Source organism: Serratia sp. BNK-23, assembly GCF_047456145.1.
GTDB classification, from domain to species: Bacteria; Pseudomonadota; Gammaproteobacteria; order Enterobacterales; family Enterobacteriaceae; genus Serratia; species Serratia nematodiphila.
Map to the genome: position 1 here is coordinate 710,377 of NZ_CP179900.1, position 26,165 is coordinate 736,541.

Genomic DNA, 26,165 nt, shown 5'->3' on the forward strand with positions numbered 1-26,165 from the left:
AGTTAGCCTCTTACCCGCCGCGAGGCAAGGAGAAGAAGGCATGATGCCGAACAAACGGAGCCTGTTAAAATTGGTGGTTATTTGTGCCACGGTAATATCACTGGCATGGATAACGCGCAGCACGCTGTGTGAACTGCGGATCCGATCGGGCAACACGGAGGTTGCGGCCATTTTGGCTTACGAATCCGAACGGTAAGGCAACCCGGCGACGGGGGATGTCCCCCGTCTGCTGGTTGTTGGCGTCCAGATCCCTGAGCACCCACTTAAAGCATTCGGTTTTCCGCTACGGAGGAGAGGGGAACGGGGTTATGCCCGCTTCACCTGCCGCGCCAGCAACATGCGGCCAAACAACGCGCCGCCGGCCAGCAGCGTCAGCAGCTGTGAGGCAATCAGCACCGCAAAGCCCGAGGACACCTTACCCTGGCTGGCCATCACCATGCCCATCACCATCGGCACAAACGCCGAGAACAGATTGCCGATGCCGTTGATCAGCCCATAGGCGCTGCCGACCGCCTCCGGCCGTGCATAATGCTGCAGCAGCGTGGGGATCGCCGCGCCCTGCACGCCCCAACAGGCGTTGGCCGCCAGCAGGAAGAAGGCGATCCAGCCAAGCTGATGGCTGTTCATTACGCCATAGATGCACAGTGCGGTCGCCGCGCCGCCAAAGACGAAGATCAGCGGCGCCTGATAAGGACGGATGCGATCGAGCAACGCGCCGCCGAGGTATTTGGAGGCGATGCTGACGATGAAAGGCAGCGCGGCCATCCAGCCCATTTGCTTGATGGAGAACCCCTTTTCATCGGTCAGGTAAGCCGGCAGCCAGGCGCTGGAGCCCCACAGGTAACTGAGCGTGGCGATCTCGATCAGCAGGATCCAGCCGAGCATCGGCGTGCGCCAGGCCAGCGCAAAGGTGTGCCAGACGCGGCTTAGCACCGGTTGCGGATCGGCGGGGCGTGAAGATGAAGATAAGGCGAGCGGATGAACGAACAGCCGCACCAGCATCAGGCCCAACAGCAGGTTGAGCAGCGCCAGCAGGTGAAACGACATCGCCCAGCCGAAGTGCGCCATCAGAAAACTCACCAGCGGAAAGCCGATCACCAGCCCCAACGAGACGCCCAGCGCGCTGACCGCGTTGGGCTTGCCGCGCTCGTCGGCGGCGAAATGATCGCTGATGTACATGGTTTTCAGCGAGAACAGCGGCCCTTCGCTGACGCCAAGCAGCGCGCGCACCACGCACAGCAACAGCAGCGATCCCGCCAGCGGCGAGGCGGCGGTGAGCAGCGCCCACAGCACCACGCTCAGCGTCAGCGCGCGGCGGTAACCCATCAGCGTTTCCAGAAACGGCGTCAGCAACATGGCGGAGAGGCCGTAACCGAATAAAAACACCGTCATCAGCGTGCCCTGGTGAGCGCGGTCACCGCCGAGTTGAAAGTGTTGCAGGAAGTCGGGATTGACCAACATCACGGCGATATTAACTCGATCCGCATAGGCGATAACGATCAGAAACAGCAGGGCGATCACCCCAAACCAGCGTTGACGTTGTTGCACGGCGCGTTCCTCAGTGCGAGCGGTTGACGAATTCAGGCAGCAGTAAACTCACCCGAGGATGCCATTTGGCGCAAACGCGGGGATGGGGCTGATTGATGTAAATTTATTGTTATCAAATAGGGTGTAAAAGACAGAGAGAAAACACTTTTACGCGCAATACGCCGCCGGGATCAACGCATTTTTTGCCATAAATTAGCGAGGGAGCGCACAACTGACATAGGTTTTTCATATCGGTGCATGATTTCGTGATCTTTCCCGCATTTGTCATTTTTAAACAACCTTTCATTAACATTTGCCGTTCCGCTCGCTTGACGAAAGTTTCGCCAGACTTATAGTGGCTGTATTAAATAAGAAACTGAGTTTCATATATGAAACAATCAGATAGAGGATAAAAGCAATGAGCTGGAAGAATGTGTGCGAAGTGTCTCAGGTGAAAGAAGATTTTCCTTTCTCCGGCAAAGTGGAAGGAAAGGAGATCGGGGTGTACCTGCTCGACGGTAACTACTACGCGCTGGAAGACGTCTGCCCGCATGCTTATGCCTTGCTCAGCCAGGGGTTTGTAGACGACGGCAAGGTTGAGTGCCCGCTGCACGAAGCGCTGTTTGACGTGCGTACCGGCCAGTGCCTGCGCGAGCCGGGCGGCCGCGATCTGCAAACCTATCCCACCCGGGTGGTCGACAACCAAATCCAGATCACCTTTATCGCGGAGGAGTAATCATGCAGCACATCACCGATTTCAATCCCTGGCTGCCGGACACCCAACAGGTGACGCCGGCCCGCGAAGGCGGCAACGGTCAAATCCATCAGCCGGGTCAGTTCCGCAATGTCATCTGGCAAAACCGTGCCCGGGTGCCGGACGGCTTCGAAACCGCCCTGGTGGCGGCGCTGGAAACGATCTTCGATCAGGGGGCGGAAGAGCTGGAGCAGATCGTCAGCGCGTTGAATCAGCGTCGTCTGTTCGATCGCAGCGGCCAGCCGTGGAATGAGGCGACGTTCCGCGAATTCCTTCACGTTAACGGTTTCTGAGCGATACCCGGGAGAAGACAATGACAGCAAACACAACATCCTCCGAACAGAGCTTGCAGGACTATCTTGACCAGGGGCTGCGCGGCATGTGGTATCCGGTGCTGGCCAGCTGGGAAGTGGGCAACAACCCGGTTGGTATCACCCGCCTGGAGCAGCAAATCGTGGTGTGGCGCGACGCTGAAGGCCAGATCCACGCGCTGGAAGACCGCTGCCCGCACCGTGGCGCGCGGCTTTCCATGGGGTGGAACCTCGGCGATCGCATCGCCTGTTGGTATCACGGGGTGGAAGTCGGCGGCGACGGGACGGTGAAAGACGTGCCGGCGGTGGATCGCTGCCCGCTGGTGGGGCAAAAATGCCTGCGATCTTACCCGGCCAAAGAAGCCTATGGCGCGGTGTTCCTCTATTTCGGCGTGACGGCGGATGAAACGCCGGCGGAGCTGACTTTCCCGCAAGAGCTGGCGGACGAAGCGTCGTACAGTCATTTTCTGTGCACCGCCAGCTGGAACTGCAACTACCAGTACGCCCTGGAAAACGTGATGGATCCGATGCACGGCACCTACCTGCACTCCTCTTCACACTCGATGGCGGAAGGGGATCGCAAGGCGGACATGGCGCTGGAGCCGACCGACAGCGGCTTCATCTTCAAGAAAAACGGCCAGATCGGCGTCAACTTCGACTGGGTGGAATTCGGCAACAGCGGCGCGTATTGGATGCGCCTGTCGATCCCGTACAAGAAGCGCTTCGGGCCGGGCGGTCACTTCTGGATCATCGGCATGGTGGTGCCGGAGGACAAGGATCACTGCCGGGTATTCTTCTGGCGCATTCGTAAGGTCAAGGACTGGCAGCGCGACATGTGGCGCTTCATGTACCGCAATCGTCTGGAATCGTTGCATTGGGACGTGCTCGAGCAGGATCGCATCGTGCTTGAGAACATGGCGCCTAACGCCCGCGGCCGCGAATATCTGTACCAGCACGACGTCGGTCTTTCTCGCCTGCGCCGCCTGATGCAGAAAGAGGCGCAAAAACAGCTGGCGACGCTGCGCGAGCGGGAGGCGGCGCAGTGAACGGCCTGCTGAACGGTAAACGCATCGTGGTCACCGGCGCGGCGCGCGGCCTGGGCTACAGCTTCGCCGCCGCCATCGCCGCTGCCGGCGCGCAGGTGGTGATGTGCGACATTTTGGCGGATGAGCTGGCGGCGAGCGGTGCCGCGCTGCGCGAGCAGGGTGCTCAGGTGGAAACGCAAACCATCGATCTGGCGTCACCGGATTCGATCCGTTCGGCGTTCGAGAAGATCGCCGCCGGCGGCGGGATCGACGGCCTGGTGAACAACGCGGCGCTGGCGACCGGCGTCGGCGGTAAAACCATGATGGAATACGATATCGAACTGTGGGATCGGGTGATGCAGGTCAACGTGCGCGGCACCTGGCTGGTGAGCCAGGCGGCGGTGCCGCTGCTGGCGCGCAACCCGCACGCCAAGATCGTCAACGTGGCGTCGGACACCGCGCTGTGGGGCGCGCCGCGCCTGATGGCCTATGTTGCCAGCAAAGGCGCGCTGATCGCGATGACCCGATCGATGGCGCGTGAGCTGGGTCCGCAGGGCATCTGCGTCAACGCCATCGCGCCGGGCCTGACGCGGGTGGAAGCTACCGAGTATGTCCCCGCCGAGCGCCACCAGCTGTACGAGCAGGGGCGCGCGTTGGCCGGGGCGCAGCACCCGGACGATGTGAACGGTACGGTGCTTTATCTGCTGTCGCCGCTGGCGGATTTCGTCACCGGTCAACTGCTGCCGGTCAACGGCGGCTTCGTATTCAACTGACGGCCCGCAGGGCAGGCGCACAGCGCAGGAGCGAGAGATGGCGGACGAGCAAGCATGTAAATATCTGATCCCGGGGCTGGATCGCGGGTTGCAGTTGCTGCTGGCGTTTGGCGAGCAGCATAAGGAGATGACCTTCGCCGAGTTGCATCGCCTGGTCGATATGCCGAAGGCCACCGCTTATCGCGTGGTGCAGACGCTCGAACACCTCGGCTTTCTGGAGCGCAATCCGCGCACCAACACCTTTGCGCTCGGCATCAAGGTGCTGCGTCTCGGCTTCGAATATATCGCGTCGCTGGACGTGGCGCAGGCCGGCCAGCCGGTGATCGAGCAGCTGCGCGATCGCAGCCAGTGCAGCAGCCATCTGGCGATCCGCGACGGGCGTGACGTGATCTATATCGCCCGCGTCAGCGCCGCCGGTTCGCAGATCAATCAAGTCAGCGTCGGCACCCGCTTGCCGGTGCACCAAACCTCGCTCGGCCGCATGTTGTTGACCAGCGCGACTCGCAGCGAGTTCGAACAACTGTATCCAGACGCGCAGCTGCCGGGCAATGCGCCGGGCACCCCGGCGGATCGCGAAACGCTGTGGCAGATGGTGCAGCAAGACAAGGCGCGCGGCTATGTGATCGGCGAATCGTTCTTCCGCCACGGCATCTCCTCGATCGTCTACCCGATCTTCAACCGCGAGCAGCGGGTCGAGGCGGTGGTCAGCATCATGGTGCCGTCCGATGAGATCCCGAAAGCGGATCGCGAGCGGCTGCGCATGGAAGTGCGCGACGCGGCGGAGAAAATTTCCGGCTTCCTCGGCGCGCCGCCGCAGGCCAACGTCGGCTAACCGACAGGACCGACTCTTTTACTCAGGCAGGGACAAGGCCCGTAGCAAACAGGGGCCGGGGTTCACTCATGCCTGAAAACCGTATGCAGCGAGAACGTGAGGCTGAACAATGAGCGTAATCGGAATCGAAAAACTGGAATTTGGCGTCGAAGATCTGCCAACCTGCGAAAAATTCATGCAAGACTTCGGCCTGCAGCCCGCCACGCAACATTGGGGCGAAGCGCTGCGCGAATTCACTACCCTGAGCGGGGCGCGGGTTGTCCTGCATCCGCTGCAAAGCGCGGCGCTGCCTGCGGCGTTTGAAGGCGGTTCCACCCTGCGCCGCATGACCTGGGGCGTGGCCTCGCCCGCCGATCTGGCGCGCCTGCAGCCGCGTTTGGCGCTGATGCCCGGCTTCCGCCAGGTGGGAGAAGAGCTGGAGTGCCTCGATCCCAACGGCATGACGCTGCGCTTCGTCGTCAGCCGCCAGCAGGCGGTCGAGGTGCCGGTCACGCCGATCAACCAATGGGGCGACGTGCGCCGCATCGATCAACCCAGCCCGGTCTATTCGCAGGCGCAGCCGATCAACATTGGCCACGTGGTGTTCTTCGTTGAAGATCTGGCGGCGACCGAGCGTTTCTACCGCGAGCTGTTGGATTTCCAGGTTTCCGATCGCTATATCGATCGCGCCGTCTTCCTGCGCACCCAGGCGCGCGGCGGCCACCATAACCTGTTCCTGCTGAAGCTGCCGAACCGCCCACGCGGCCTGAACCACGTGGCGTTCACCGTGCGCGATATCCACGAAGTGATCGGCGGCGGCATTGCCATGAACAAAGAGCAGTGGAGCACCTTTATCGGCCCCGGCCGTCACCCGATCTCCTCGGCCTATTTCTGGTACGTCAACAGCCCGACCGGCGGCGCGTTCGAGTACTACACCAACGACGATTATCTGACGGAAAACTGGCAGCCGCGCGAGCTGGAACATTCGCTGGTCTCCTTCACCGAATGGGCGGTAGAGGGCGGCATCGATCACGACACGCGCCGCCAGCATAAAAAGGCGGAGGCGTTATGAACCGGCCGGAGCAGGCGGGCATCGTCATCATCGGCGGCGGCCAGGCCGGCGGTTGGGCGGCCAAGACGCTGCGCGACCGGGGTTACAGCGGCCGGCTGACGGTTGTCAGCGACGAACCCTACGATTTTTACGAGCGGCCGCCGCTGTCGAAAGCGGCGCTGCTGGATGCCGCGGTGCCCCTCAGCCGGCTGTTCAGCGAACAGACGGTGGCGGAGCTGAATATCGACTGGCGCCGCCCGCTGCGCGCCGAATCCATCGACGCTGAACAGCAAATCGTTACGCTCAGCGACGGGCAACGGCTGCAGTTCGAGCAGTTGCTGATCGCCACCGGCGGGCGGCCGCGTTTGCCGAGCGCTGCCTGGGCGCAGCACCCGCGCGTGATGACGCTGCGTTCCTGGGACGATGCGGCCCGGTTGCGGCAGGGGCTGCAGGGCTGCCGTCGCCTGGCTATCGTCGGCGGCGGTTGGATCGGGCTGGAGATCGCCGCTTCCGCGCGGCGTCTCGGCGCCGAGGTGACGGTGTTTGAACGCCAGCCTGCGCTGTGCATGCGCAGCGTCGGCGCCGATGTCTCACAGGCGTTGCTCGAACTGCATCGCCAGCAGGGCGTCACGGTGCTGTGCGGCTGCGGCGAGATCTCGCTGGAAGATCGCGACGGCGCCGCCTGGATCGGCAGCGAAGTCAGCGATCCGCAGGTCTTCGATCTGGTAGTGGTGGGGATCGGCGTCGAGCTGAATCTCGAACTGGCGCGCAGCGCCGGGCTGGCGATCGAGTCCGGCATTGTGGTCGACGGCCAGGGGCGCACCAGCCATACGGCGATCTTCGCCGCGGGCGATGTGGCGCGTCACCCGACGCTTGGCCTGTGCCTGCAGTCCTGGGCCTACGCGCAAAACCAGGCCATCAGCACCGCCTGCGCGATGCTCGACGCCTTCGCCGCCCCGTATGACGACGTGGCCTGGCTGTGGTCGGATCAATATGACGTCAATATCCAGATCCTCGGCGTGCCGAGCGGCGGTGTGCACCATGTGGTGCGCCGCACGCCGCAGTCGCAGGTGTTCTTCACGCTGAACGCCGATCGGCAGCTGGTGCAGATGGTGGCGTTCAACGACGCGCGTACCATCAAGCTCGGCAAGCGTTGGTTGGCGAGTGGCCGGGTGCTGGATCCGCAGCAACTGGCGGATGCGGAGTTTTCTTTGATGGCGTTGAAATAACGCCCGAACCTCGGGAGCGTTTTATGACTACGCAAGACATTGACGCCCGCGCTGGACGGGCGGGGGAAACCGTTGCCGAAAATCCGCAGCAGCGGGTGCGCTGGTCGGTGCCGATCGCGCTGTTTGCCTGCGTGCTGCTGGCGTTTTTCGACAAGATCAGCATCGCGGCGCTGTTTTCCGACGCCGAGTTTCAGCAGGCGTTGGGCATCGGTTTTGACCCGGCGCGGCTGGGCTTGCTGATGAGCGCGTTTCTGTTCTCCTACGGCATTTCCTCCATGCTGCTCAGCGGCATCGGCGATCGGCTTAATCCGGTCAAGGTATTGATTGGCATGATGGTGGTGTGGGGCGTGCTGATGGTGTTGATGGGGCTGGTGCGTTCCTATCACGCCATGATGACGCTGCGCATTCTGCTCGGCATCGCCGAAGGGCCGCTGCTGCCGATGGCCTACGCCATTATTCGTCAGGCTTTCCCGCCGCAGCTGCAGGCGCGCGCCACCATGCTGTGGTTGCTCGGCACGCCGCTGGGTGCCGCGCTCGGCTTCCCGGTCACCCTGTACATTCTCAATACCTTCGACTGGCAGGCCACCTTCTTCTTTATGGCGTTTCTGACACTGCCGGTGATGTTGCTGGTGCTGTTCGGCATGCGCCACCTGAACGTCGCGCGTCCGGCGGCGGCGGCCAAACCGGCGGTGTCCGAACGCAAACAGCACCGCCGCGAGCTGTTGCGCAGCCCGCATTTCTGGATGATTTGCCTGTTCAACATCGCCTTCCTGACCTACCTGTGGGGCATGAACGGCTGGCTGCCGAGCTATCTGATCAAGGGCAAAGGCATTCATCTGGAACATGCCGGTTACCTCTCTTCGCTGCCGTTCATCGCCATGCTGCTCGGCGAAGTGCTGGGCGCCTGGCTGTCGGACAAGCTGGATCGCCGCGCGCTGGCCTGCTTCCTGTCGCTGTGCGGCGCCGGCCTCGGTCTGGCGGTGGTGTTGCACCTGCAGGGCACCTACAGCGTGATCGCCGCCATGGCCTTCAGCACCTTTATGTGGGGCGCCGGCGCGCCGAATATTTTCGCGCTGTTGGCGAAGGCCACCAGCAGCAAGGTGAGCGCCACCGCCGGCGGCATCTTCAACGGATTGGGCAATTTTGCCGGTGCGCTGGCGCCGGTGCTGATGGGGGCGCTGATCGCCGCCACCGGCAATATGGATAACGGCCTGCTGTTCCTGGTGGTGATGGCTTTCGTCGGCTGCCTCATTCTGCTGCCGTTGCTGAGAAAGTACTGATTAATCAATCGATTCAACAGAGGAGTGACAACATGTCTCAGGTTGAGAACAAAGCCGGCGTCAAGCCGCAGGATCTGTCGATGGAAAACTGGGTGGAGTCGCGCATCGCCCGTTTCGAGGGCCGCAAATATGACTGGAACGCGCTGAAATTCCAGGCCGACTTCGACCCGAAATACCGCCGTGCGCAGATGCGCTACATCGGCACCGGCGCCACCGGCGTGGCCAGCGATGCCAACACCATTCCGGCAGGCAACTTCACCTTCTCCACCATGGTGCTGCCTTCGAAGTGCGAGGGCCCGCTGCACCTGCATGATGACGTGGAAGAAGTGTTCTTCATGCTGAAAGGCAGCATCACGCTGATGATTCAGGATGGCGAAGAGTATTACGAAACCAGGCTGAAAGAGCGCGATCTGATCTCGGTGCCGGCGGGGGTGTATCGCGGCCTGTTCAACCACGGCGAGGAAGAGGCGCTGATGTGCGTGATGCTCGGCACCGCCAAGCCGGAGATCCCGACCTATCCGGCGGATCACCCGCTGTCCAAAGTGAAGCGCAACTGATGAACGGCCTGGCGCAACGCCAACGGGCGCGCTGCGGGGCGTACACCCTGAGCTGGCGCGAGGCCGGGCAGGGGCGGCCGGTGGTGTTGCTGCATGGCATCAGCTCCGGATCCGCCTCGTGGATCAAGCAGTTCAACGATAACGGCCTGACGGACGGCCACCGTCTGGTGGCATGGGACGCGCCGGGCTACGGCGGCAGCCTGCCGTTGGCGGATCCGCAGGCCGATGCCGCCGGTTATGCGGCGGCGTTGGCGGCGCTGATTGATGAGCTGCAGCTGGTGCAGCCGCTGATCGTCGGCCATTCGCTGGGGGCGCTGATCGGCAGCGCCTATGCCGCCGGCTATCCGGATGGGCTGTGTGGGCTGGTGTTGGCGGATCCGGCGCAGGGCTATGCCACGGCGCCGGAGGAAAAGCGTCGGCAGGTGTACGGCCAGCGCCAGCAGATGATAGAGACGCTGGGGCCGGTGGGCTACGGCGAGCAGCGGGCGGCGGCCTTGCTGCGTGAAGGGGCGGATCCGCAGGATATCGCCTGGGTGCGCAACGGCATGCAGCAGCTCGATCCCGACGGTTTTCTGAGTGCCGCCTGGATGCTGGCTAACGATGATATCGGCCGCTATCTGGCGCGCTATCGCGGCCCGCTGGAGGTGTGGTGCGGCGAACAGGATCGCATTACGCCACCGGAGAAGGCAGCCGAGCTGGCGGGTGAACAGGACGCGGCGCTGCGTCTGATCGCCGCCGCCGGTCATGCCAGCTACCTCGATGCGCCGGCGTGTTTCAACCGCTATCTGCGGGACTTTACGGGAGCAATCCAACGATGAATTTTCAGCTTGAGGATCGGGTGGCGGTGGTGACCGGCGGCTCGTCGGGCATCGGTTTCGAAACCCTGAAGCTGCTGCTGGCCGAAGGGGCGAAAGTGGCGTTCTGCGGCCGCGATCCGGACAAACTGGCCGGCGCAGCAGCCAGCCTGCGCGCGGACTTCCCGCAGGCGGATATCCTGGCGCTGCGCTGTGACGTACTGGACGCGCAGCAGGTGGCGCAGTTCGCCGCTCAGGTGACGGCGCATTTCGGCGGCGTGGATCTGCTGATCAACAACGCCGGTCAGGGCTTCGTCGCCCATTTTGACCAGACGCCGCGCGAGGCCTGGCTGCATGAGGCCGAGCTGAAGCTGTTCGGCGTGATCAACCCGGTGCAGGCGTTCTTACCGGCGCTGGAACGATCGGCGATCGCGTCTATCACCTGCGTCAACTCGCTGCTGGCGCTGCAGCCGGAAGAGCACATGATCGCCACCTCGGCGGCGCGTGCCGCGCTGCTCAACATGACGCTGACGCTGTCGAAAGAGCTGGTGGGCAAAGGCATTCGCGTTAACTCGATCTTGCTGGGGATGGTGGAGTCGGGCCAGTGGCGCCGCCGTTTCGACGATCGCAGCGATAAAGATCAAAGCTGGGAGCAGTGGACGGCGGCGATCGCCGAACGCCGCGGCATCCCGATGAAACGCCTCGGCAAGCCGCAGGAGCCGGCGCAGGCGCTGTTGTTCCTCGCTTCGCCGCTGGCTTCCTTTACCACCGGCGCGGCGCTGGACGTTTCCGGCGGCTTTAACCGCCATGTGTAGCAGGGGCCGAGAAAGATGAAGAAGATCATGATGATTGGCTACGGCGCAATGGCGAAGGAAGTGATCGCCCGTTTGCCTGAAGGCGTGGAGGTCGGTTGGATCCTGGCGCGCGCAGCTCATCATGCGGCGATCGCCGAGGCCTTCGGCGGGCGGGTGCAGGCGCTGACCCATCCGGAGCAGTGTTCGCAGCGGCCGGATTTGGTGCTGGAGTGCGCCAGCCAGCAGGCGGTGGCGGAGTTTGGCGAGGCGGTGCTGCAGCGCGGTTGGCCGCTGGCGGTGATCTCGACCGGCGCGCTGGCGGACGCCGCATTGCAACAGCGGCTGCAGCAGGTTTGCCGCAGCCATCACGGGCAACTGATCGTGCTGTCCGGCGCGGTGGCGGGGATGGACGGGCTGGCGTCGGCGCGTGAAGGCGGGTTGGAGAGCGTGACCTATCAGGCCAGCAAGAGCCCGGCCAGCTGGCGCGGCAGCCCGGCGGAGCAACTGATCGACCTCGATGCGGTGCGCGAGGCGCAGGTATTTTTTGAAGGCTCGGCGCGCGAAGCGGCGCGTTTGTTCCCGGCCAATGCCAACGTGGCGGCCACTATTGCGCTCAACGGTCTGGGGATGGACGCCACCCGGGTGCGCCTGCAGGTCGATCCCGCCACCCGGCGCAATACCCATCGCCTGCAGGTGTGCGGCGACTTTGGCGAGTTTCACATTGAGCTGAGCGGTAACCCGCTGGCGAGCAATCCCAAAACATCAACCCTGGCGGCGCTGAGCGCGGTACAAGCCTGCCGCCGTCTGGTGGACGGCGGTTTTATTGCCTGAACGGCAGGAGCGGAGCATGGAACGATTGAATATTTTTGTCGCCGGGCGCTGGCGTGAAGGGCGTGGCGAAGAGATGGCTTCGGTATTCCCGGCCGACGGCAGCGTCAACGCGCGGCTGCGCGCCGCTAACGTCGAGGACGTGAACGAGGCGGTGGAAGCGGCGGAACGCGCCTGGCGCGCGCCGGAGTGGCGCGGACTGGTGCCGCACCAACGCGCCTCGATTCTCTACCGCGTCAGCAACCTGATCCTGGCGCAGCAGGAACAGCTGGCCGAGCTACAGACTCGCGACAACGGCAAACCGCTGGCGGAAACCCGCGGCCTGGTGGCCAGCGCGGCGGCGACCGCGCGCTATTTCGCCGCCGCCTGCGAGGTGTTGGAAGGCGAGCTGCCGACCCCGCGCAGCGCCGAGGTGATGACCCTCAGCCAGTATCAACCGATGGGAGTGATCGCCGCCATTACGCCGTGGAACTCACCGATCGCCAGCGAAATGCAGAAGGTGGCGCCGGCGCTGGCGGCGGGCAACGCGGTGGTGCTCAAACCGGCCGAAGCCACGCCGCTGATGGCGCTGAAGCTGGCCGAGCTGTTCGAACAGGCGGGACTGCCGGCCGGGCTGCTCAGCGTGTTGCCGGGCAAAGGTTCGGTGATCGGCGAGGCGTTGGCGCGCCATCCGCTGGTGAAGAAGATTTCCTTTACCGGCGGGACCAGCACCGGGCGCCATTTGGCGCATATCGCCGCCGATAAGCTGATCCCCACCTCGCTGGAGCTGGGGGGCAAATCGCCGACCATCGTGCTGGAGGACGCCGATCTGGAACAGGCGGCGCGCGGCATCTGCTACGGCATTTTCAGCTCCGCCGGCCAGGCGTGCATCGCCGGCTCGCGCCTGTTCGTACACCGTTCGCTGTATCAGCCGCTGCTGGCGCGCTTGACCGAACTGAGCGCGGGATTGCGCATCGGCAACCCGCTGGTGCCGGGCGTGCATCTTGGCCCGCTGATCAGCGCCAAACATCGGCAAAGCGTGGCGGACTACGTGGCGCTGGCGCGGCAGGAGGGCGGCCGGGTGGTCATCGGCGGCGAAGCGCCGGCCGATCCGCAACTGGCGAGCGGCAGCTATTACCTGCCGACCATTATTGAAGGCTTGAACAACGACGCCCGCGTTTGCCAGGAAGAGATCTTCGGCCCGGTGCTGGTGGCGCTGCCGTTCGACGACGAGCAACAGCTGATCGAACAGGCCAACGACTCGGTGTATGGCCTGGCGGCCGGCATCTGGAGCCGCGACTTCCCTCGCGCGATGGCGCTGGCGGAGCGGCTGGAAACCGGCACCGTCTGGGTCAATACCTACAAAACGTTCTCGATTTCCACGCCGTTCGGCGGTTTCAAGGAGAGCGGGTTGGGCCGCGAAAAGGGCCTGAACGGCATCAAGGCCTACATGCAGCAGAAAAGCGTGTATCTGGCGCTGAGCCATCAGGTGAACCGCTGGAGCGACTAGGCCGACACCTCTACGCATAACCCTAATAACGATTACCCTAAGAAGGCAGATGATGAGCGATAAAATCACGGTTGGCGAGGCGATAGCCCGGACTCTGGAACAGTACGCGGTGTCGGCGATGTACGGCATCATTTCGATTCATAATCTGCCGATCGCCGATGCGGTGGGGCAGCGCGATAAAATTCGCTTCGTGCCGGCGCGCGGCGAAGCGGGGGCGGTCACCATGGCCGACGCGCATGGGCGCTTCTCCGGCCTGGGCGTGGCGTTGACCAGCACCGGCGCCGGCGCCGGCAACGCGGTGGGGGCGATGATTGAGGCGCTCAACGCCAACACGCCGCTGTTGCATATCACCGGCCAGGTGGAAAAAGCCTATCTGGATGCCGACGCCGGTTTTATTCATGAAACCCGCGATCAGCTCGGCTTCCTGCGCGCCTGCTCCAAGCGCGCTTACCGTGTCAATTCGCCGGAGCAGGCGGTGGCGGTGATCCAGCGAGCGATCCTGGATGCGCAAACCGTGCCCTGCGGCCCGGTGGCGGTCGAGATCCCGATCGATATTCAAAGCAGCCTGGTGTCCCGTTCGGTGCTGACCGAGCCGTTGGCGCCGGCGCCATTGCCGAAGGCGGACGATGCCGCGGTGGAACGGCTGCATCAGCGGCTGAAACAGGCCAAGCGTCCGCTGCTTTGGTTAGGCGGCGGCGCCTTGGCCTGCGGCGACGCGGTGCGCAAGCTGGCGGACGCCGGCGTGGCGGTGATCTCCAGCACCCACGGGCGCGGCATTCTGCCGGACAGCCATCCGCGCAGCCTGCGGGCGTTCCATAACTCACCGAGCATCGAAGCGATCCTGACGCAGTGCGATCTGACGCTGGTGGCCGGTTCGCGCCTGCGCAGTAATGAAACCCGTACCTGGACGCTGCCGCTGCCGCGCCCGCTGGTGCAGATTGACATCGATCCGGCGGCTGCCAACCGCAACTACCTGGCCGATGAGCAGATCAACGGCGACTGCGCGGCGCTGCTGGCGGCGCTGGCGGCGCGGTTGGCCCCCGGCGAAAAGGTCAACGCCGAGTGGGATGCCGAAATCGCGGGGGCGGTGCAGCAGGCGGAGAGCGCGCTGCGCCAGCAGTCCGGTGAATACGCCAAACTCAATGACGCCATCGACGCCGCACTGCCGCAGGACGGGCTGTTGGTGCGCGATATCACCGTTTCCGGCAGCGTCTGGGGCAGCCGTCTGTTCCGTGCGATCTCGCCGCTGTGCAACATTCACTCGCTGGCCGGCGCTATCGGCATGGGGCTGCCGATGGCGATCGGCACCGCGATTGCCAACCCGCAGCGCAAGGTGGTGGGGCTGGTGGGCGATGGCGGTTTGGCGCTGGGCCTGGGGGAGCTGGCGACCATGGCGCAGGAACAGGTGAACATCACTCTGCTGATCATGAATGATGGCGGTTATGGTGTAATGCGTGGCATTCAGGACAAGTATTTCGCCGGGCGCCAGTATTACAACGAGCTGCATACGCCGGCCTTTACCCAGATCGCCGAAGCGATGGGGTTGAAAGCCTGGAAGGTGGACGCGGCGTCACAGTTCAACGGCGTGCTGGCCGAGGCGATCAATTACCCGGGGCCGTCGGTGGTCGAGGTGGACATGAAGCAGGTCGGGCCGCTGACCTTCGCCGGGCCGCCGCAGAAAACGCTGTATTGAGACGATAAAAAAACGCCCGGCGGTTGCCGGGCGTTCTCGTGGTTATTTCTCTGCCGCGATGCGATCGCGAATGTGCTGTGCGCGCGCTTGGGAAGACGGGTGATCGTCGAACATGCTGCTCTGACGACCGGCTTCCATTTGGGCCAGTTTTTCGAAGCTGGTGGCCAGGCCGTTCGGATCGATACCGCGTTTTTTCAGCAGATCGAACGAGTAATCATCCGCTTCGCTTTCCTGCTTCTGCGAGAACTGGGCGCTGACCAGCTTCTCGCCGATATCCGCCAGCTGCGACTGCGACAGCGAGCCGATGACGCCGCCGGCGGAGGACGCCGCGGTGCGCAGCGCCACGGTGCCGTAAGCCACCTGCATCGCTTTACGGGTGTGGCCCAGCGCCACGTGGCCCATTTCGTGGCCCAGCACGCCTTCCACTTCGTTGTCGTTCATGATGTCCATCAGGCCGCTGTAGACGCGAATGCAGCCGTTGGCCATCGCCCAGGCGTTGACGTCTTTGGTCACGTAGACCTTGTAGTTGGCCGGGGTGCCGTTGATGTTGTCGCCCAGCGCCGCAGCGATTTTGTTGAGGCGCTTGGCATAGGTGCTGTCGGCCGGCGCGATTTGTGCCTTGCTGTCCATCTCGGCGCAGGATTTATCACTCAGGGCCTTAACGTCGTTGTTGCTCAGGGTCGCCGCCTGGAACGCCTGCGCGCCGGACTGCATCAGGGTTTCGGTATTCAGGTTTTGACAGCCGGTTGCCAGGGTGGCAATGCCCAACGCAATCAAAGAGGTACGAATTTTCATAACGCCATCTTCCTGTGAAGGTAACAAGGTAAAAGAGTCATTTTGCCTGGAGGAAATCTTGTCGCAAGAGCCTAGTGTACGCCAGCCGGAGCGAGAATAGTGTTATTCCGAAAAAGCGTCCAATCGTGCTAATAAGTGGTGAACTCGCTCTCATTTGGCATTAGGGATTGCCGTTGTGATGTGGAGTCTGAGAAAATAGGGAACTTGACTGCTTTTTTTATCCGACCTGGAGTAAAACATGTCCTCTCGTAAAGAGCTTGCCAACGCTATCCGCGCACTCAGCATGGACGCCGTACAAAAAGCAAATTCCGGCCACCCGGGGGCCCCTATGGGCATGGCGGACATCGCCGAAGTCCTGTGGCGTGACTACCTCAACCACAACCCGACTAACCCGCACTGGGCTGACCGCGACCGTTTCGTGCTCTCCAACGGCCACGGCTCCATGTTGATTTACAGCCTCCTGCACCTCACCGGCTATGACCTGCCGATGCGCGAGCTGGAAAACTTCCGTCAGCTGCATTCCAAAACCCCGGGCCACCCGGAGTACGGTTACACCCCGGGCGTTGAAACCACCACCGGCCCGCTGGGCCAGGGCATCGCCAACGCCGTCGGTTTCGCCATCGCCGAACGCACCCTGGCGGCGCAGTTCAACCGCCCCGGCCATGACATCGTCGACCACCACACCTACGCCTTCATGGGCGACGGCTGCATGATGGAAGGCATCTCGCACGAAGTCTGCTCCCTGGCCGGCACCCTCAAGCTCGGCAAGCTGACCGCCTTCTACGATGACAACGGCATCTCCATCGACGGCCACGTCGACGGCTGGTTCACCGACGACACCGCCCTGCGCTTCGAAGCCTACGGTTGGCACGTGGTGCGCAACGTCGACGGCCACAACCCGGACGCCATCAAGGCGGCGATTGAAGAAGCCCGCCAGGTGACCGACAAGCCGTCGCTGCTGATGTGCAAGACCGTTATCGGCTTTGGTTCGCCGAACAAGGCCGGCACCCATGACGTGCACGGCGCCGCGCTGGGCGCCGCCGAAGTGGCCGCCACCCGCGAAGCGCTGGGCTGGAAATACGCCGCCTTTGAAATCCCGCAGGACATCTACGCCCAGTGGGACGCCAAAGAAGCCGGTCAGGCCAAGGAAGCGGCCTGGAACGACAAGTTCGCCGCCTACGCCAGGGCCTTCCCGGAACTGGCCGCCGAGTTCAAGCGCCGCATGAACGGCGAGCTGCCGGCCGACTGGAAAGCCGACGCCAGGGCGTTCGTGGAAAAACTGCAGGCCAACCCGGCCAACATCGCCAGCCGCAAGGCGTCGCAGAACGCGCTGGAAGCGTTCGGCAAGGTGCTGCCGGAGTTCCTGGGCGGCTCCGCCGACCTGGCGCCGAGCAACCTGACCATGTGGTCCGGCTCGAAAGCGCTGAACGTTGACCCGGCGGGCAACTACATTCATTACGGCGTGCGCGAGTTCGGCATGACCGCCATCACCAACGGCATCGCGCTGCACGGCGGCTTCCTGCCGTACTCGGCGACCTTCCTGATGTTCGTGGAATACGCCCGCAACGCGGTGCGCATGGCGGCGCTGATGAAGCTGCGCAACGTGTTCGTCTACACCCACGACTCCATCGGTCTGGGCGAAGACGGCCCGACCCACCAGCCGGTGGAGCAGCTGGCGAGCCTGCGCGTGACCCCGAACATGAGCACCTGGCGCCCGTGCGACCAGGTGGAATCGGCGGTGGCGTGGCAGTACGGCATCGAGCGTAACGACGGCCCGACCACGCTGGTGTTCTCGCGCCAGAACCTGACCCAGCAGCCGCGCACCGCAGAGCAGCTGGCGAACGTGTACCGCGGCGGCTACGTGCTGAAAGACTGCGCGGGCACGCCGGACGTTATCCTGATTGCCACCGGCTCCGAAGTGGGCATCACGGTGGAGGCGGCGGACAAACTGACCGCGGCGGGCCGCAAGGTGCGCGTGGTGTCGATGCCGTCGACCGACGCGTTCGACAAGCAGGATGCGGCGTACCGTGAGTCGGTGCTGCCGGCGGCGGTAACGGCACGTGTGGCGGTGGAAGCGGGTATCGCGGACTACTGGTACAAGTACGTGGGGCTGAACGGCGCCATCGTGGGCATGACCACCTTCGGTGAGTCGGCGCCGGCGGAGCAGCTGTTCGCCGAGTTCGGCTTCACCGTGGACAACGTGGTGGCCAAGGCGCAGGCGCTGCTGAAGTAAGCCGCCGGGCGCCAGCCGATAAAAAAGCCGGTCATCATGACCGGCTTTTTTTATGGGCGGAAATCGCGATTACGACGCGGCCTTGACGCTTTCGGCGCTGCGCAACCGGTCGTAAGCCGCCGCCAGCAACAGCACCAACAGCGTAGGCTGCAGCCAGACCAGACCCTGCTCGGCCAGCGGCAGCTTATCGAACCAGGCGGGCAGCAGGCCGCTGAAGCTTGAAGCCTTCAGGCCATCGGCCAGGCCGAACACCAGGCTGGTGGCGATCACCGGCGCGAAGACGCGCCTGGCGCTGCGCCAGCGGTTCTGGCTGAAGCTGAGCAACACCAGCGCGATGCAGGGTGGGTAGATCGCCGTCAGCACCGGCAGTGAGACGCGGATCAGATTGGCCAGCCCCATGTTGGAAACCAGCATGGCGAAGAGGGCGAGGATGACCACCAGCGCGCGATAAGAGAGCGGCAGGTAGCGTGAGAAAAAGTCCGCGCAGGCGCAGGTCATGCCAACCGCCGTTACCAGGCAGGCGATGAACATCAGCACCGCCATAAAGACGCTGCCCAGATCGCCGAAGGTGTGCTGTACATAGGCGTGCAGGATTGCCGCGCCATCCTGAGCGCCATTCTCGATCAGGCTGCCGCTGCCGGCGCCGAGTTTGAACATGCAGATATAGACCAGCGTCAGGCCGACGCCGGCGATCAGGCTGGCCCACAGCGTATAACGCAGCAGCAACCCGCTGTCGCTGACGCCGCGCGAGCGGGCGGCGGTAACGATAATCGAACCGAACATCAGCGCCGACAGCGTGTCCATGGTTTGATAACCCTGCACGAAGCCGGTGGAAAACGCCGCGGCCTGATAGCTGCCGACGGCGGAGAGCGGCGCGCCTGCGGGCCAGATCAGGGCGGCGATGCCGAGCGCGGCCAGCGCCAGAATTTTCAGCGGCGCCAGAAGATGGCCGACGTTATCGAGCAACCGTCCGGGATATAGCGACACAATCATCGCCAGGGTAAAGAACAGCAGGCTGTAGATGAACTGCGGCAGGGCGCCGTCGCCGGTGAAAGGCGCAATGCCGAGGGCGAAAGAGACATTGGCGGTTCGCGGCGTGGCGAACAGCGGGCCGAGCGCCAGATAGCAGACGGTCGCCAGCAGCAGGCCGGCGGTGCGGCCGATGGGGCCGGTAAGCAGGCTGATGCTGCCGCCGACGCGCGCCAACGCGATCACGGCGATCACCGGCAGGGCGACGGCGGTCACCATAAACCCGAGGGCGGCCGGCCACAGATGTTCGCCGGACTGCAGCCCCACCAGCGGCGGGAAAATGATGTTGCCGGCGCCGACAAACAGGGCAAAGGTCATAAAGCCCAGGGCGATAATGTCTTTCGGGGATAAACTCTTGGTCATAACGGTATGGCACTGCCTGTATTCATGAAATAAACGGCCCGCCTGCAGAGGGCTGGCGCGTGGGGCAGCGAGCGCCCGCAAAAATTTTCGTCCGGCAGGATATAATAATTCGGCGACAAAAACCTGATTAATCCAGCGCTGTTTATCCTGGCGTGAACCGGCCGCACAGAGGGATCATGGCGGCCGGCCCGGCAGCGCGTTAGCTCGCGCGCGCCACCATGTCTATCGACAGCGGGATTTCGATATGCGGTTTAAAAGAGTCGTACGCGAAAGAGACGTGGCCGTCTTCGACCGGTTTGCGGGTGAAAAAGATCAGCATATCGCGGGTTGAATCCTTACGTTTGTCCTGCGCTTTCACCGGAGAGAGGCTGTGTTTGCGCTCGTGGTCGACAATCAGCAGGGTGTCGAGGAAATGCCGATGCTGTATTTCGCCCAAAATCCATTCCGGCCGGGCCCGATCGAATTTGATCCCGCTGGTTTCGCGCATATCGTGAATAAAGGTCTTGGCGCTGTCGTCGGTCATGTTGTCGCAGCCGAGGAAGGTTGTCATGGTGTGGTCGACGCCGTCGCTGTGCACGCCTTCCAGCGCCGGTTCGCCCAGCATCTGCGGCGTGGTGACGGTGCGCAGGTTGAACACGGTGCAGACGAACTTGTTGATCTCCTGATTAAGCCGGGGGCGCGGCGTCACGCTCACGCCATCGATCACGTAGGCTTTGAATTTCATCAGCGCCTGAAAGGCCGTATTCAACTGCAGATCGTCGTTGATGCCGCGGAAATGGCGCACCTTTCCCGAATCGTAGCGGATGAAGTCTTCCTCGACCGAGAGCACGAAAGGCTGGAACTCCAGCCGCTCAATCCGGGCGCGATCGAAGTCGAAACAGAAACGGCCGTTTCTGGACTTGCGGAAAGGCAGCGTGGGATCGTCCGCCAGATTGGCGCTGACCTGCTGCAGCCTGGCGAAATCTTCCGGCCGCGCGCCCAGCGCCAGCAGGATTGCCTGCATGGTAGCGCCGGGGATAAAGGCTGAACGGTGTTCCTGGTATGCCTTCTTAACTTCATCAAGCAGAGATAACTGTCGCATTTCTCGGTGGCCTCACGAATGATGGGGCGGTTATAAAATCTTGCTGCCGATCTCCACGTCGAAATCGGGTTTCAGCAAGACGGTGCCTTGATCCCTGGTGACCGCGGCAAGAACCAGCACTTCGGATTTAAATCCGGCAACTCGCCTGGCGGGGAAATTAACGACGGAGATGACTTTTCTGCCAAGCAGGTCATCTTCCTGATAGTTTTCGCATAATTGTGCCGAGCTGTTTTTAATGCCAATTTCCTCGCCGAAATCAATGCGCAGCTTATAGGCGGGTTTTAACGCCTTGTCGTTATATTCCACGGAAATAATTTCGCCAATACGCATATCCAGTTTCATAAAATCAGTGATTTCGGCCATGAGTCAGTCCCGTTAATTAAATGGCTTCAGAAAGGCTAGCAAAGGGGAATTATCCCGACAATGTCGCCAAGAGGGGAATATTTATACCCGATGTAGCAATTAATTTACATTGTCGTAACGTAGCGTAATTAATTATAAGCTTGATGAATTATATGAAATTGAAACTTCATTATTCACCGGTAATTATGTGCACCATCTGAACTTGGGCGTCCGCTCGGCACTGTTAAGCCCGTGTTAAATTGGTTAGTATGCCTTCATTCATCAACCGCATTCTTTCAGGTAGTGATATGGAAATAACCCCGCGTGAAAAACGCGATCGGCGAAAGGCATTTATCGCGCCGTTTTTCCTGATATTAATTTGGTCGACGGGTTTTATTGCCGCGCGGGCGGTGGCGGATCATGCCGATCCCAACCTTTTCCTGACCTTTCGCTTTTTGATCGCCGCCGCGGTATTCGCTTTGCTGGCATTGCACTGCGCCTGGCCCAAGGGGCGGCAGTTCGTGATGCACCTGCTGACCGGCATGTTGATGAATGGCGTTTATCTCGCTGCAAGCTGGTGGGCGGTAGCGAACGGCCTGGCGGCCGGGGTGATGTCGCTGATCGGCGGCTTGCAGCCGCTGTTCACCGCGCTGATTTTCGCGTTGGTGCTGCGCAAATCGATAGGGTTACGCTCCTGGGCCGGGCTGGCGATCGGCTTTATCGGCGTTGCGCTGGTGCTTTCTCCCCGGCTGACCGGCATTGATGTCGGCAATATGGCGCTGTTGCCGATCCTGATGGGGTTTGGCAGCATCGTCGCGCTGACGATCGGCATCATGGTGCAGAAGTCTTCGCTGGCGGCGGCCGATCTGCGGGCGGCGGGCGCCATTCAGCACCTCGGCGCGGCGATCGTGACCGGCGCGTTGGCGGCCGTGATGGGCTCCGGCGCCTGGGACAATTCGCCGACGCTGTGGTTCTCGCTGCTGTGGTCGGCCGGCGTGTTGTCGCTGGGCGGCACCGCGCTGTTCATCTGGATGGTGCGCCACGGCGATTTGACTCGTATTACCGCGCTGATGCTGCTGGTGCCGCCGGCGGCAGCGCTGCAGGCTTATGCGCTGTTTGGCGAGGCGCTGTCGCTGGTGCAGTTGGCGGGGTTTGCCCTGACCCTGCTGGGGGTCGCCATCGTACAGCGAATTCGCCTGCTGCGGCGTTCTCGCCTGGCCGAATAGTTTGCGACTGGAAGTGCCGTAAAGCCCGCGCTGCCGGGCTTTTTTATTGGCTGAAAAACGTCCAACCTCACAAAACCGAAAGATAACAAAGCAACGCCGTTGCTACGTCTCAGTTATTAACTATATGTTAATTTTTGGTTTATTAAATGTGATCAGGGGATGGATGATGATGATGAAAAAAATCAGCGCGACCGTAGCGGCAATCACCTTGCTGGGCTCCGTGTCCGCCTATGCGGCCTTCCCGGCGGGCTACCCCGCCGACTATCAGAAACTGGTCGACGGCGCGAAGAAAGAAGGCAAGGTGGTGATTTACTCGACCACCGACACCAAGGCGGCGGCGCCGCTGATCCAGGGGTTCGAGGCGTTGTATCCGGGCATCAAGGTCGAATACAACGACATGAACAGCACCGAACTGTATAACCGCTTTATCAGCGAGCAGGCGGCCGGCGGCACCAGCGGCGACGTGGTGTGGAGCTCGTCGATGGACACCATTTTGAAACTGGCGGGCGATTACGCGCAGGAATATGCCTCCCCCGAGCAGGCTCAGCTGCCGAAATGGGCGGTATGGCAAGAGAAGGTGTATGGCACCACCTACGAGCCGGTGGTGTTTATCTATAACAAACGCCTGATCCCGCAAGGCGATGTGCCGGATTCGCATGCGGCGCTGGCCAAGCTGATCGCCGGCCAGACGGACAAATTCAAGAAGAAAGTCACCACCTACGACATCGAAAAATCCGGCGTCGGCTTCATGCTGTCGGTGCAGGACTTCAAGGCCGATCCCAACTACTTCAAAACGCTGGCCGATGTGGCCAAGGGCGGGTTGGCGGTGCAATCCTCCACCGGCACCATGATGGAACGCGTTTCCTCCGGTGAAAACCTGATCGGCTTCAATATCCTCGGTTCATACGCCGAGGCCCGCGCCAAGAGCGATCCGTCGCTCGGCATTGTCTATCCGAAAGACTATACCCTGGTGCTGTCGCGCGTGAGCTTCATCAGCAAAGAGGCCGGCAACCCTAACGCCGCCAAGCTGTGGTTCGACTACGTGCTGTCGGAGAAAGGGCAAAATATTCTCGCCAATCAGGCGGATATCCCCTCGATCCGCAACGACATCGAAGGCAAGAACGACATCGATGGCATGACCAAGCTGTTGGGTAACGCGCTCAAGCCGATCCCGGTCGATGACAGCCTGCTGGAATATCTGCAGCCGGCCAAGCGTCTCGACTACATCAAACAATGGCGCGCCGCCGCGGCGAAATAACAGGGACTGCATTCGGACGCGCGCCTGTCGCACGGGCGCGCGCCCTTTGGTCGTCGTTTACAACCATAGGGAGCATTTATGCAAGCATGGCGCAGAAAGTGGCAGAGCCTGCCGCGCGGCCTGGTGGTGTTGATAACCGCGCTGGTTATCTATGTCCCCCTGTCGTTTATCATCATTCAAAGCTTCCTCTCGGCACCGTTTTTCTCTCCTTCCAAGGTCTTCAGCCTTGAGGCCTTTGAGTTCATCTTTACCGACCCGGATTTCTACAAAGCCCTGAAAAGCGGATTTATTCTGGCATTCGGCCTGGTGATTATCGCCATCCCGCTCGGCGGTATTTTGGCCTTCCTGATGGTGCGCACCGATCTGCCGGGGCGGCGAATCATCGAACCGCTGATTCTGGTGCCGATCTTCGTGTCGCCGATGGTGCTGGGTTTCGGTTACGTGGTGGCGGCGGGGCCGGTAGGCTTCTTCTCGCTGTGGGCGGAGGCGCTGCTGGGCTTCGTGCCGTGGAACATCTACTCAATGGCCAGCATCGTGGTGATAGCCGGATTGACGCACGTGCCCCACGCCTACCTGTACATCTCCTCGGCGCTGCGCAGCGTGGGCTCCGACGTTGAAGAAGCGGCGCGCACCGCCGGCGCCACGCCGCTGCAGGTGATGACCGCCGTCAGTCTGCCGATGGTGCGGCCGTCTATCTTGTACGCCGGGGTGCTGCTGTTCTTCCTCGGGCTGGAAGTGTTCGGCCTGATGCTGGTGCTGGGCGATCCGGAAGGCAACCTGGTGCTGGCGACCTACCTGTACCAGTTGACCAACAAGCTGGGCACGCCGTCTTACCATCTGATGGCGGCGGTGGCGGTGGTGCTGATTTGCATCACTATTCCGTTGGTGATGCTGCAGCGCCGGCTGATGCGCACTGCCAACCGCTTTGTCACCGTCAAGGGCAAAGCCTCGCAGGCCCGCGCGCTGCCGCTGGGTAAATGGCGCTGGGTGGCCGGCGCGGTGGTGGTGTTCTGGCTGACCGTGACCATCGGCGTGCCGCTGATCGGCGTGGTGCTGCGCGCCTTTATCTCCAACTGGGGCGTGGGCGTGTCTGTCTGGGACGAACTGTCGATCAACACCTTTCGCACCATCTGGGCGCAGCCCAACCTGCTGCGCGCCATCGTCAACTCGATGGCGATCGGGGTGATCGGCGGGGCGCTGGCGGTGGCGTGCTACCTGTTTATCGGCATCGCGATGCACCGCAAGCCGGATGGCGCCACGCGCTTCCTCGACTACAGCGTGCTGGTGCCGCGCGCGGTGCCGGGGCTGCTGGCCGGTCTGGCATTCCTGTGGGTGTTCCTGTTCCTGCCGATGTGGCTGGACAAATCGCTCAAGGAAGGCTGGCTGTCGGCGTTGCCGATGGCCGAATGGCTGCGTGCTAACTGGATTGTCTGGCTGCGTTCGCTGCGCAGCACCATATTCAGCGTCTGGCTGGCCTACACCGTGGTGTGGATGGCCTACGGCCTGCGGCTGATCTCTTCCACGTTGCTGCAGGTGGGGCCGGAGCTGGAAGAGGCGGCGCGCAGCGCCGGCGCCAGCCGCGGCCAGATCACCCGCCACGTCACCATTCCGCTGTCGCGCTATGGCCTGATCGGCTCCTGGCTGCTGATGTTCCTGATTTTTGAACGCGAATATTCCACCGGGGTGTATCTGCTGTCTCCGGGCACGGAAACCATCGGCTCGATGCTGGTTTCTCTGTGGGCCGCGGGCGCTATCGATATCGTCGCCGCGCTGTCGTTCATCAATATTCTGCTGGTGGTGCTGGGGCTGGGGATCGCCTTGCGCTTTGGAGTGAAATTACATGATTGAACTTTCGGTAGAGAATCTGCATTTGACCTATGGCGACAACCCGGTGCTGAAAGGGGTGTCGATGGATCTGAAACGGGGCGAAGTGGTCTCGCTGCTGGGCCCGTCGGGCAGTGGCAAAACCACGCTGCTGCGGGCGGTGGCCGGGCTGGAGAAACCGAGCCAGGGGCGGATCGTCATCGGCAACAGCGCGGTGTACAACGGCAGCGCGCGCAGCGAAATTCCCGCCGAAGAGCGCAACCTGGGGCTGGTGTTTCAGTCCTATGCCCTGTGGCCGCATAAAACAGTGTTTGAGAACGTCGCTTACCCGCTGAAGCTGCGTAAGACCGGCTCGGCGGAAATCGCCCAGCGGGTACAGGCGGTGCTGGATCAGCTCGGGCTGGGGCATTTAGCCAAGCGGCACCCGCACCAGCTTTCCGGCGGCCAGCAGCAGCGTGTGGCGATCGGGCGTGCGCTGGTCTACAACCCGCCGGTGATCCTGCTGGATGAGCCGCTGTCCAATCTCGACGCCAAGCTGCGCGAAGAAGCGCGGGTATTCCTGCGCGAGCTGATCATCAAGCTCGGTCTGTCGGCGCTGATGGTGACCCACGATCAGAACGAGGCGATGGCCATTTCCGATCGCATCCTGCTGCTCAATAACGGCAAAATCGAACAGCAGGGCACGCCGCAGGAGATGTACGGCTCGCCCACCACGCTGTTCACCGCCGAGTTCATGGGCAGCAACAACCGCTTGCCGGGCAAGATCGTGGCGCTGGAAGGCGACCGGGCGCGCATCGAAGGCAAGGATTGGGCTCTGTGGGGCAAAGCGGGCGCAGGCGTGCAGGTCGGGCAGGAGGGCACGGCGGTGATCCGCGTGGAGCGCGTGCAGTTGGGCGAAGATCCGCAGGGCAACCAGCTTGAGCTGCCGTTGCTGACCAGCATGTATCTTGGCGATCGCTGGGAATACCTGTTCCGCACCGTGGCCGAAGACTTCGTGGTGCGCGCCTATGGGCATGAGGCGCGCGATCGGGCGCTGTGCCGGCTCTCCCTGCCGGCCGAGCATCTGTGGATATTCCCGAAAGCCTAACCAGGACGCCC

At 62.5% G+C, this 26,165-nt stretch carries 25 protein-coding genes; 20 read left to right on the forward strand and 5 right to left on the reverse strand.

The window, feature by feature from the left end; translation table 11 throughout:
- Positions 1-43 precede the first annotated feature (43 nt).
- Complete coding sequence (locus ACMGF9_RS03355) at positions 44-196, forward strand: Hok/Gef family protein (protein ID WP_033638576.1); 153 nt, start codon at positions 44-46, stop codon at positions 194-196.
- Between the two features lie 110 nt (positions 197-306).
- Here the strand turns inward: ACMGF9_RS03355 and ACMGF9_RS03360 are convergent, their stop codons facing one another.
- A complete protein-coding gene (locus ACMGF9_RS03360) occupies positions 307-1,548 on the reverse strand; it encodes an MFS transporter (protein ID WP_015379014.1) in 1,242 nt (413 codons plus the stop codon).
- A gap of 397 nt (positions 1,549-1,945) precedes the next feature.
- On the opposite strand from ACMGF9_RS03360, the gene ACMGF9_RS03365 reads away from it, so the two are divergent.
- From ACMGF9_RS03365 to ACMGF9_RS03430, 14 genes are all read left to right on the forward strand, one after another.
- Complete coding sequence (locus ACMGF9_RS03365) at positions 1,946-2,263, forward strand: non-heme iron oxygenase ferredoxin subunit (protein ID WP_004937614.1); 318 nt, start codon at positions 1,946-1,948, stop codon at positions 2,261-2,263.
- A 2-nt stretch (positions 2,264-2,265) separates the two neighbouring features.
- Entirely contained in the window at positions 2,266-2,574 is a 309-nt protein-coding gene (locus ACMGF9_RS03370) for a recombinase-like helix-turn-helix domain-containing protein (RefSeq protein ID WP_004937617.1), read from the forward strand.
- Between the two features lie 20 nt (positions 2,575-2,594).
- The gene (locus tag ACMGF9_RS03375) at positions 2,595-3,638 is read left to right on the forward strand and encodes an aromatic ring-hydroxylating dioxygenase subunit alpha (RefSeq protein ID WP_322193038.1); all 1,044 of its coding nucleotides are present in this window, start codon (positions 2,595-2,597) and stop codon (positions 3,636-3,638) included.
- Positions 3,635-4,390: an SDR family oxidoreductase gene (locus ACMGF9_RS03380; protein ID WP_015379012.1), complete on the forward strand. Its 756-nt coding sequence runs from the start codon at positions 3,635-3,637 to the stop codon at positions 4,388-4,390. Before ACMGF9_RS03375 ends, ACMGF9_RS03380 begins: the two co-directional genes overlap by 4 nt.
- Before the next feature lie 37 nt (positions 4,391-4,427).
- The gene (locus tag ACMGF9_RS03385) at positions 4,428-5,222 is read left to right on the forward strand and encodes an IclR family transcriptional regulator (RefSeq protein ID WP_004937625.1); all 795 of its coding nucleotides are present in this window, start codon (positions 4,428-4,430) and stop codon (positions 5,220-5,222) included.
- A 109-nt stretch (positions 5,223-5,331) separates the two neighbouring features.
- On the forward strand, positions 5,332-6,273 hold the full coding sequence (locus ACMGF9_RS03390; RefSeq protein WP_015379011.1) for a VOC family protein: 942 nt from the start codon (positions 5,332-5,334) through the stop codon (positions 6,271-6,273).
- Positions 6,270-7,481, forward strand: coding sequence for an NAD(P)/FAD-dependent oxidoreductase (locus tag ACMGF9_RS03395; protein ID WP_414160542.1), 1,212 nt, complete (start codon positions 6,270-6,272; stop codon positions 7,479-7,481). Before ACMGF9_RS03390 ends, ACMGF9_RS03395 begins: the two co-directional genes overlap by 4 nt.
- 23 nt (positions 7,482-7,504) lie before the next feature.
- A complete protein-coding gene (locus ACMGF9_RS03400; protein WP_015379009.1) occupies positions 7,505-8,761 on the forward strand; it encodes an MFS transporter in 1,257 nt (418 codons plus the stop codon).
- A gap of 32 nt (positions 8,762-8,793) precedes the next feature.
- The gene (locus ACMGF9_RS03405) at positions 8,794-9,318 is read left to right on the forward strand and encodes a cupin domain-containing protein (protein ID WP_004937634.1); all 525 of its coding nucleotides are present in this window, start codon (positions 8,794-8,796) and stop codon (positions 9,316-9,318) included.
- The gene (locus tag ACMGF9_RS03410) at positions 9,318-10,136 is read left to right on the forward strand and encodes an alpha/beta fold hydrolase (protein ID WP_015379008.1); all 819 of its coding nucleotides are present in this window, start codon (positions 9,318-9,320) and stop codon (positions 10,134-10,136) included. The genes ACMGF9_RS03405 and ACMGF9_RS03410 overlap by 1 nt, the downstream gene beginning before the upstream one ends.
- Positions 10,133-10,927 carry an SDR family oxidoreductase gene (locus tag ACMGF9_RS03415; protein WP_004937639.1) on the forward strand — a complete coding sequence of 265 codons (795 nt, stop codon included), beginning with the start codon at positions 10,133-10,135 and terminating at the stop codon, positions 10,925-10,927. The genes ACMGF9_RS03410 and ACMGF9_RS03415 overlap by 4 nt, the downstream gene beginning before the upstream one ends.
- A gap of 15 nt (positions 10,928-10,942) precedes the next feature.
- A complete protein-coding gene (locus ACMGF9_RS03420; RefSeq protein ID WP_004937643.1) occupies positions 10,943-11,737 on the forward strand; it encodes an aspartate dehydrogenase in 795 nt (264 codons plus the stop codon).
- Between the two features lie 16 nt (positions 11,738-11,753).
- The gene (locus ACMGF9_RS03425) at positions 11,754-13,223 is read left to right on the forward strand and encodes an aldehyde dehydrogenase (protein WP_004937646.1); all 1,470 of its coding nucleotides are present in this window, start codon (positions 11,754-11,756) and stop codon (positions 13,221-13,223) included.
- A gap of 52 nt (positions 13,224-13,275) precedes the next feature.
- Complete coding sequence (locus ACMGF9_RS03430) at positions 13,276-14,916, forward strand: thiamine pyrophosphate-binding protein (protein ID WP_021504733.1); 1,641 nt, start codon at positions 13,276-13,278, stop codon at positions 14,914-14,916.
- A 42-nt stretch (positions 14,917-14,958) separates the two neighbouring features.
- On the opposite strand, the gene ACMGF9_RS03435 is transcribed toward ACMGF9_RS03430, so the two are convergent.
- The gene (locus ACMGF9_RS03435) at positions 14,959-15,711 is read right to left on the reverse strand and encodes a M48 family metallopeptidase (RefSeq protein ID WP_004937650.1); all 753 of its coding nucleotides are present in this window, start codon (positions 15,709-15,711) and stop codon (positions 14,959-14,961) included.
- Between the two features lie 238 nt (positions 15,712-15,949).
- Here ACMGF9_RS03435 and tkt point away from each other — a divergent pair, with 238 nt between their 5' ends.
- Positions 15,950-17,944 (forward strand): transketolase, encoded by a 1,995-nt coding sequence (tkt, locus tag ACMGF9_RS03440; RefSeq protein WP_380692174.1) that lies wholly within the window; start codon positions 15,950-15,952, stop codon positions 17,942-17,944.
- 69 nt (positions 17,945-18,013) lie between these two features.
- Here the strand turns inward: tkt and brnQ are convergent, their stop codons facing one another.
- From brnQ to ACMGF9_RS03455, 3 genes are all read right to left on the reverse strand, one after another.
- Entirely contained in the window at positions 18,014-19,336 is a 1,323-nt protein-coding gene (gene brnQ, locus ACMGF9_RS03445) for a branched-chain amino acid transport system II carrier protein (protein ID WP_414160544.1), read from the reverse strand.
- Between the two features lie 199 nt (positions 19,337-19,535).
- Positions 19,536-20,417: a 2OG-Fe dioxygenase family protein gene (locus tag ACMGF9_RS03450; protein WP_099982744.1), complete on the reverse strand. Its 882-nt coding sequence runs from the start codon at positions 20,415-20,417 to the stop codon at positions 19,536-19,538.
- Positions 20,418-20,447: 30 nt separating this feature from the next.
- Entirely contained in the window at positions 20,448-20,780 is a 333-nt protein-coding gene (locus ACMGF9_RS03455; RefSeq protein ID WP_004931561.1) for a tRNA-binding protein, read from the reverse strand.
- A 287-nt stretch (positions 20,781-21,067) separates the two neighbouring features.
- Here ACMGF9_RS03455 and ACMGF9_RS03460 point away from each other — a divergent pair, with 287 nt between their 5' ends.
- From ACMGF9_RS03460 to ACMGF9_RS03475, 4 genes are all read left to right on the forward strand, one after another.
- Entirely contained in the window at positions 21,068-21,985 is a 918-nt protein-coding gene (locus ACMGF9_RS03460) for a DMT family transporter (RefSeq protein WP_004931563.1), read from the forward strand.
- Between the two features lie 169 nt (positions 21,986-22,154).
- Positions 22,155-23,243, forward strand: coding sequence for an ABC transporter substrate-binding protein (locus ACMGF9_RS03465; protein WP_041922370.1), 1,089 nt, complete (start codon positions 22,155-22,157; stop codon positions 23,241-23,243).
- A gap of 78 nt (positions 23,244-23,321) precedes the next feature.
- Positions 23,322-25,091 carry an ABC transporter permease gene (locus ACMGF9_RS03470; RefSeq protein ID WP_004931567.1) on the forward strand — a complete coding sequence of 590 codons (1,770 nt, stop codon included), beginning with the start codon at positions 23,322-23,324 and terminating at the stop codon, positions 25,089-25,091.
- The gene (locus ACMGF9_RS03475; protein ID WP_015379001.1) at positions 25,084-26,154 is read left to right on the forward strand and encodes an ABC transporter ATP-binding protein; all 1,071 of its coding nucleotides are present in this window, start codon (positions 25,084-25,086) and stop codon (positions 26,152-26,154) included. The genes ACMGF9_RS03470 and ACMGF9_RS03475 overlap by 8 nt, the downstream gene beginning before the upstream one ends.
- Positions 26,155-26,165: the final 11 nt, after the last annotated feature.

Coding starts and splice junctions, on each gene's coding strand:
- ACMGF9_RS03355 (WP_033638576.1), top strand. CDS start 44: ATGCCGAACAAACGGAGCCTGTTAAAATTGGTGGTTATTTGTGCCACG.
- ACMGF9_RS03365 (WP_004937614.1), top strand. CDS start 1,946: ATGAGCTGGAAGAATGTGTGCGAAGTGTCTCAGGTGAAAGAAGATTTT.
- ACMGF9_RS03370 (WP_004937617.1), top strand. CDS start 2,266: ATGCAGCACATCACCGATTTCAATCCCTGGCTGCCGGACACCCAACAG.
- ACMGF9_RS03375 (WP_322193038.1), top strand. CDS start 2,595: ATGACAGCAAACACAACATCCTCCGAACAGAGCTTGCAGGACTATCTT.
- ACMGF9_RS03385 (WP_004937625.1), top strand. CDS start 4,428: ATGGCGGACGAGCAAGCATGTAAATATCTGATCCCGGGGCTGGATCGC.
- ACMGF9_RS03390 (WP_015379011.1), top strand. CDS start 5,332: ATGAGCGTAATCGGAATCGAAAAACTGGAATTTGGCGTCGAAGATCTG.
- ACMGF9_RS03395 (WP_414160542.1), top strand. CDS start 6,270: ATGAACCGGCCGGAGCAGGCGGGCATCGTCATCATCGGCGGCGGCCAG.
- ACMGF9_RS03400 (WP_015379009.1), top strand. CDS start 7,505: ATGACTACGCAAGACATTGACGCCCGCGCTGGACGGGCGGGGGAAACC.
- ACMGF9_RS03405 (WP_004937634.1), top strand. CDS start 8,794: ATGTCTCAGGTTGAGAACAAAGCCGGCGTCAAGCCGCAGGATCTGTCG.
- ACMGF9_RS03410 (WP_015379008.1), top strand. CDS start 9,318: ATGAACGGCCTGGCGCAACGCCAACGGGCGCGCTGCGGGGCGTACACC.
- ACMGF9_RS03415 (WP_004937639.1), top strand. CDS start 10,133: ATGAATTTTCAGCTTGAGGATCGGGTGGCGGTGGTGACCGGCGGCTCG.
- ACMGF9_RS03420 (WP_004937643.1), top strand. CDS start 10,943: ATGAAGAAGATCATGATGATTGGCTACGGCGCAATGGCGAAGGAAGTG.
- ACMGF9_RS03425 (WP_004937646.1), top strand. CDS start 11,754: ATGGAACGATTGAATATTTTTGTCGCCGGGCGCTGGCGTGAAGGGCGT.
- ACMGF9_RS03430 (WP_021504733.1), top strand. CDS start 13,276: ATGAGCGATAAAATCACGGTTGGCGAGGCGATAGCCCGGACTCTGGAA.
- ACMGF9_RS03435 (WP_004937650.1), bottom strand. CDS start 15,711: ATGAAAATTCGTACCTCTTTGATTGCGTTGGGCATTGCCACCCTGGCA.
- tkt (WP_380692174.1), top strand. CDS start 15,950: ATGTCCTCTCGTAAAGAGCTTGCCAACGCTATCCGCGCACTCAGCATG.
- brnQ (WP_414160544.1), bottom strand. CDS start 19,336: ATGACCAAGAGTTTATCCCCGAAAGACATTATCGCCCTGGGCTTTATG.
- ACMGF9_RS03450 (WP_099982744.1), bottom strand. CDS start 20,417: ATGCGACAGTTATCTCTGCTTGATGAAGTTAAGAAGGCATACCAGGAA.
- ACMGF9_RS03455 (WP_004931561.1), bottom strand. CDS start 20,780: ATGGCCGAAATCACTGATTTTATGAAACTGGATATGCGTATTGGCGAA.
- ACMGF9_RS03460 (WP_004931563.1), top strand. CDS start 21,068: ATGGAAATAACCCCGCGTGAAAAACGCGATCGGCGAAAGGCATTTATC.
- ACMGF9_RS03465 (WP_041922370.1), top strand. CDS start 22,155: ATGATGAAAAAAATCAGCGCGACCGTAGCGGCAATCACCTTGCTGGGC.
- ACMGF9_RS03470 (WP_004931567.1), top strand. CDS start 23,322: ATGCAAGCATGGCGCAGAAAGTGGCAGAGCCTGCCGCGCGGCCTGGTG.
- ACMGF9_RS03475 (WP_015379001.1), top strand. CDS start 25,084: ATGATTGAACTTTCGGTAGAGAATCTGCATTTGACCTATGGCGACAAC.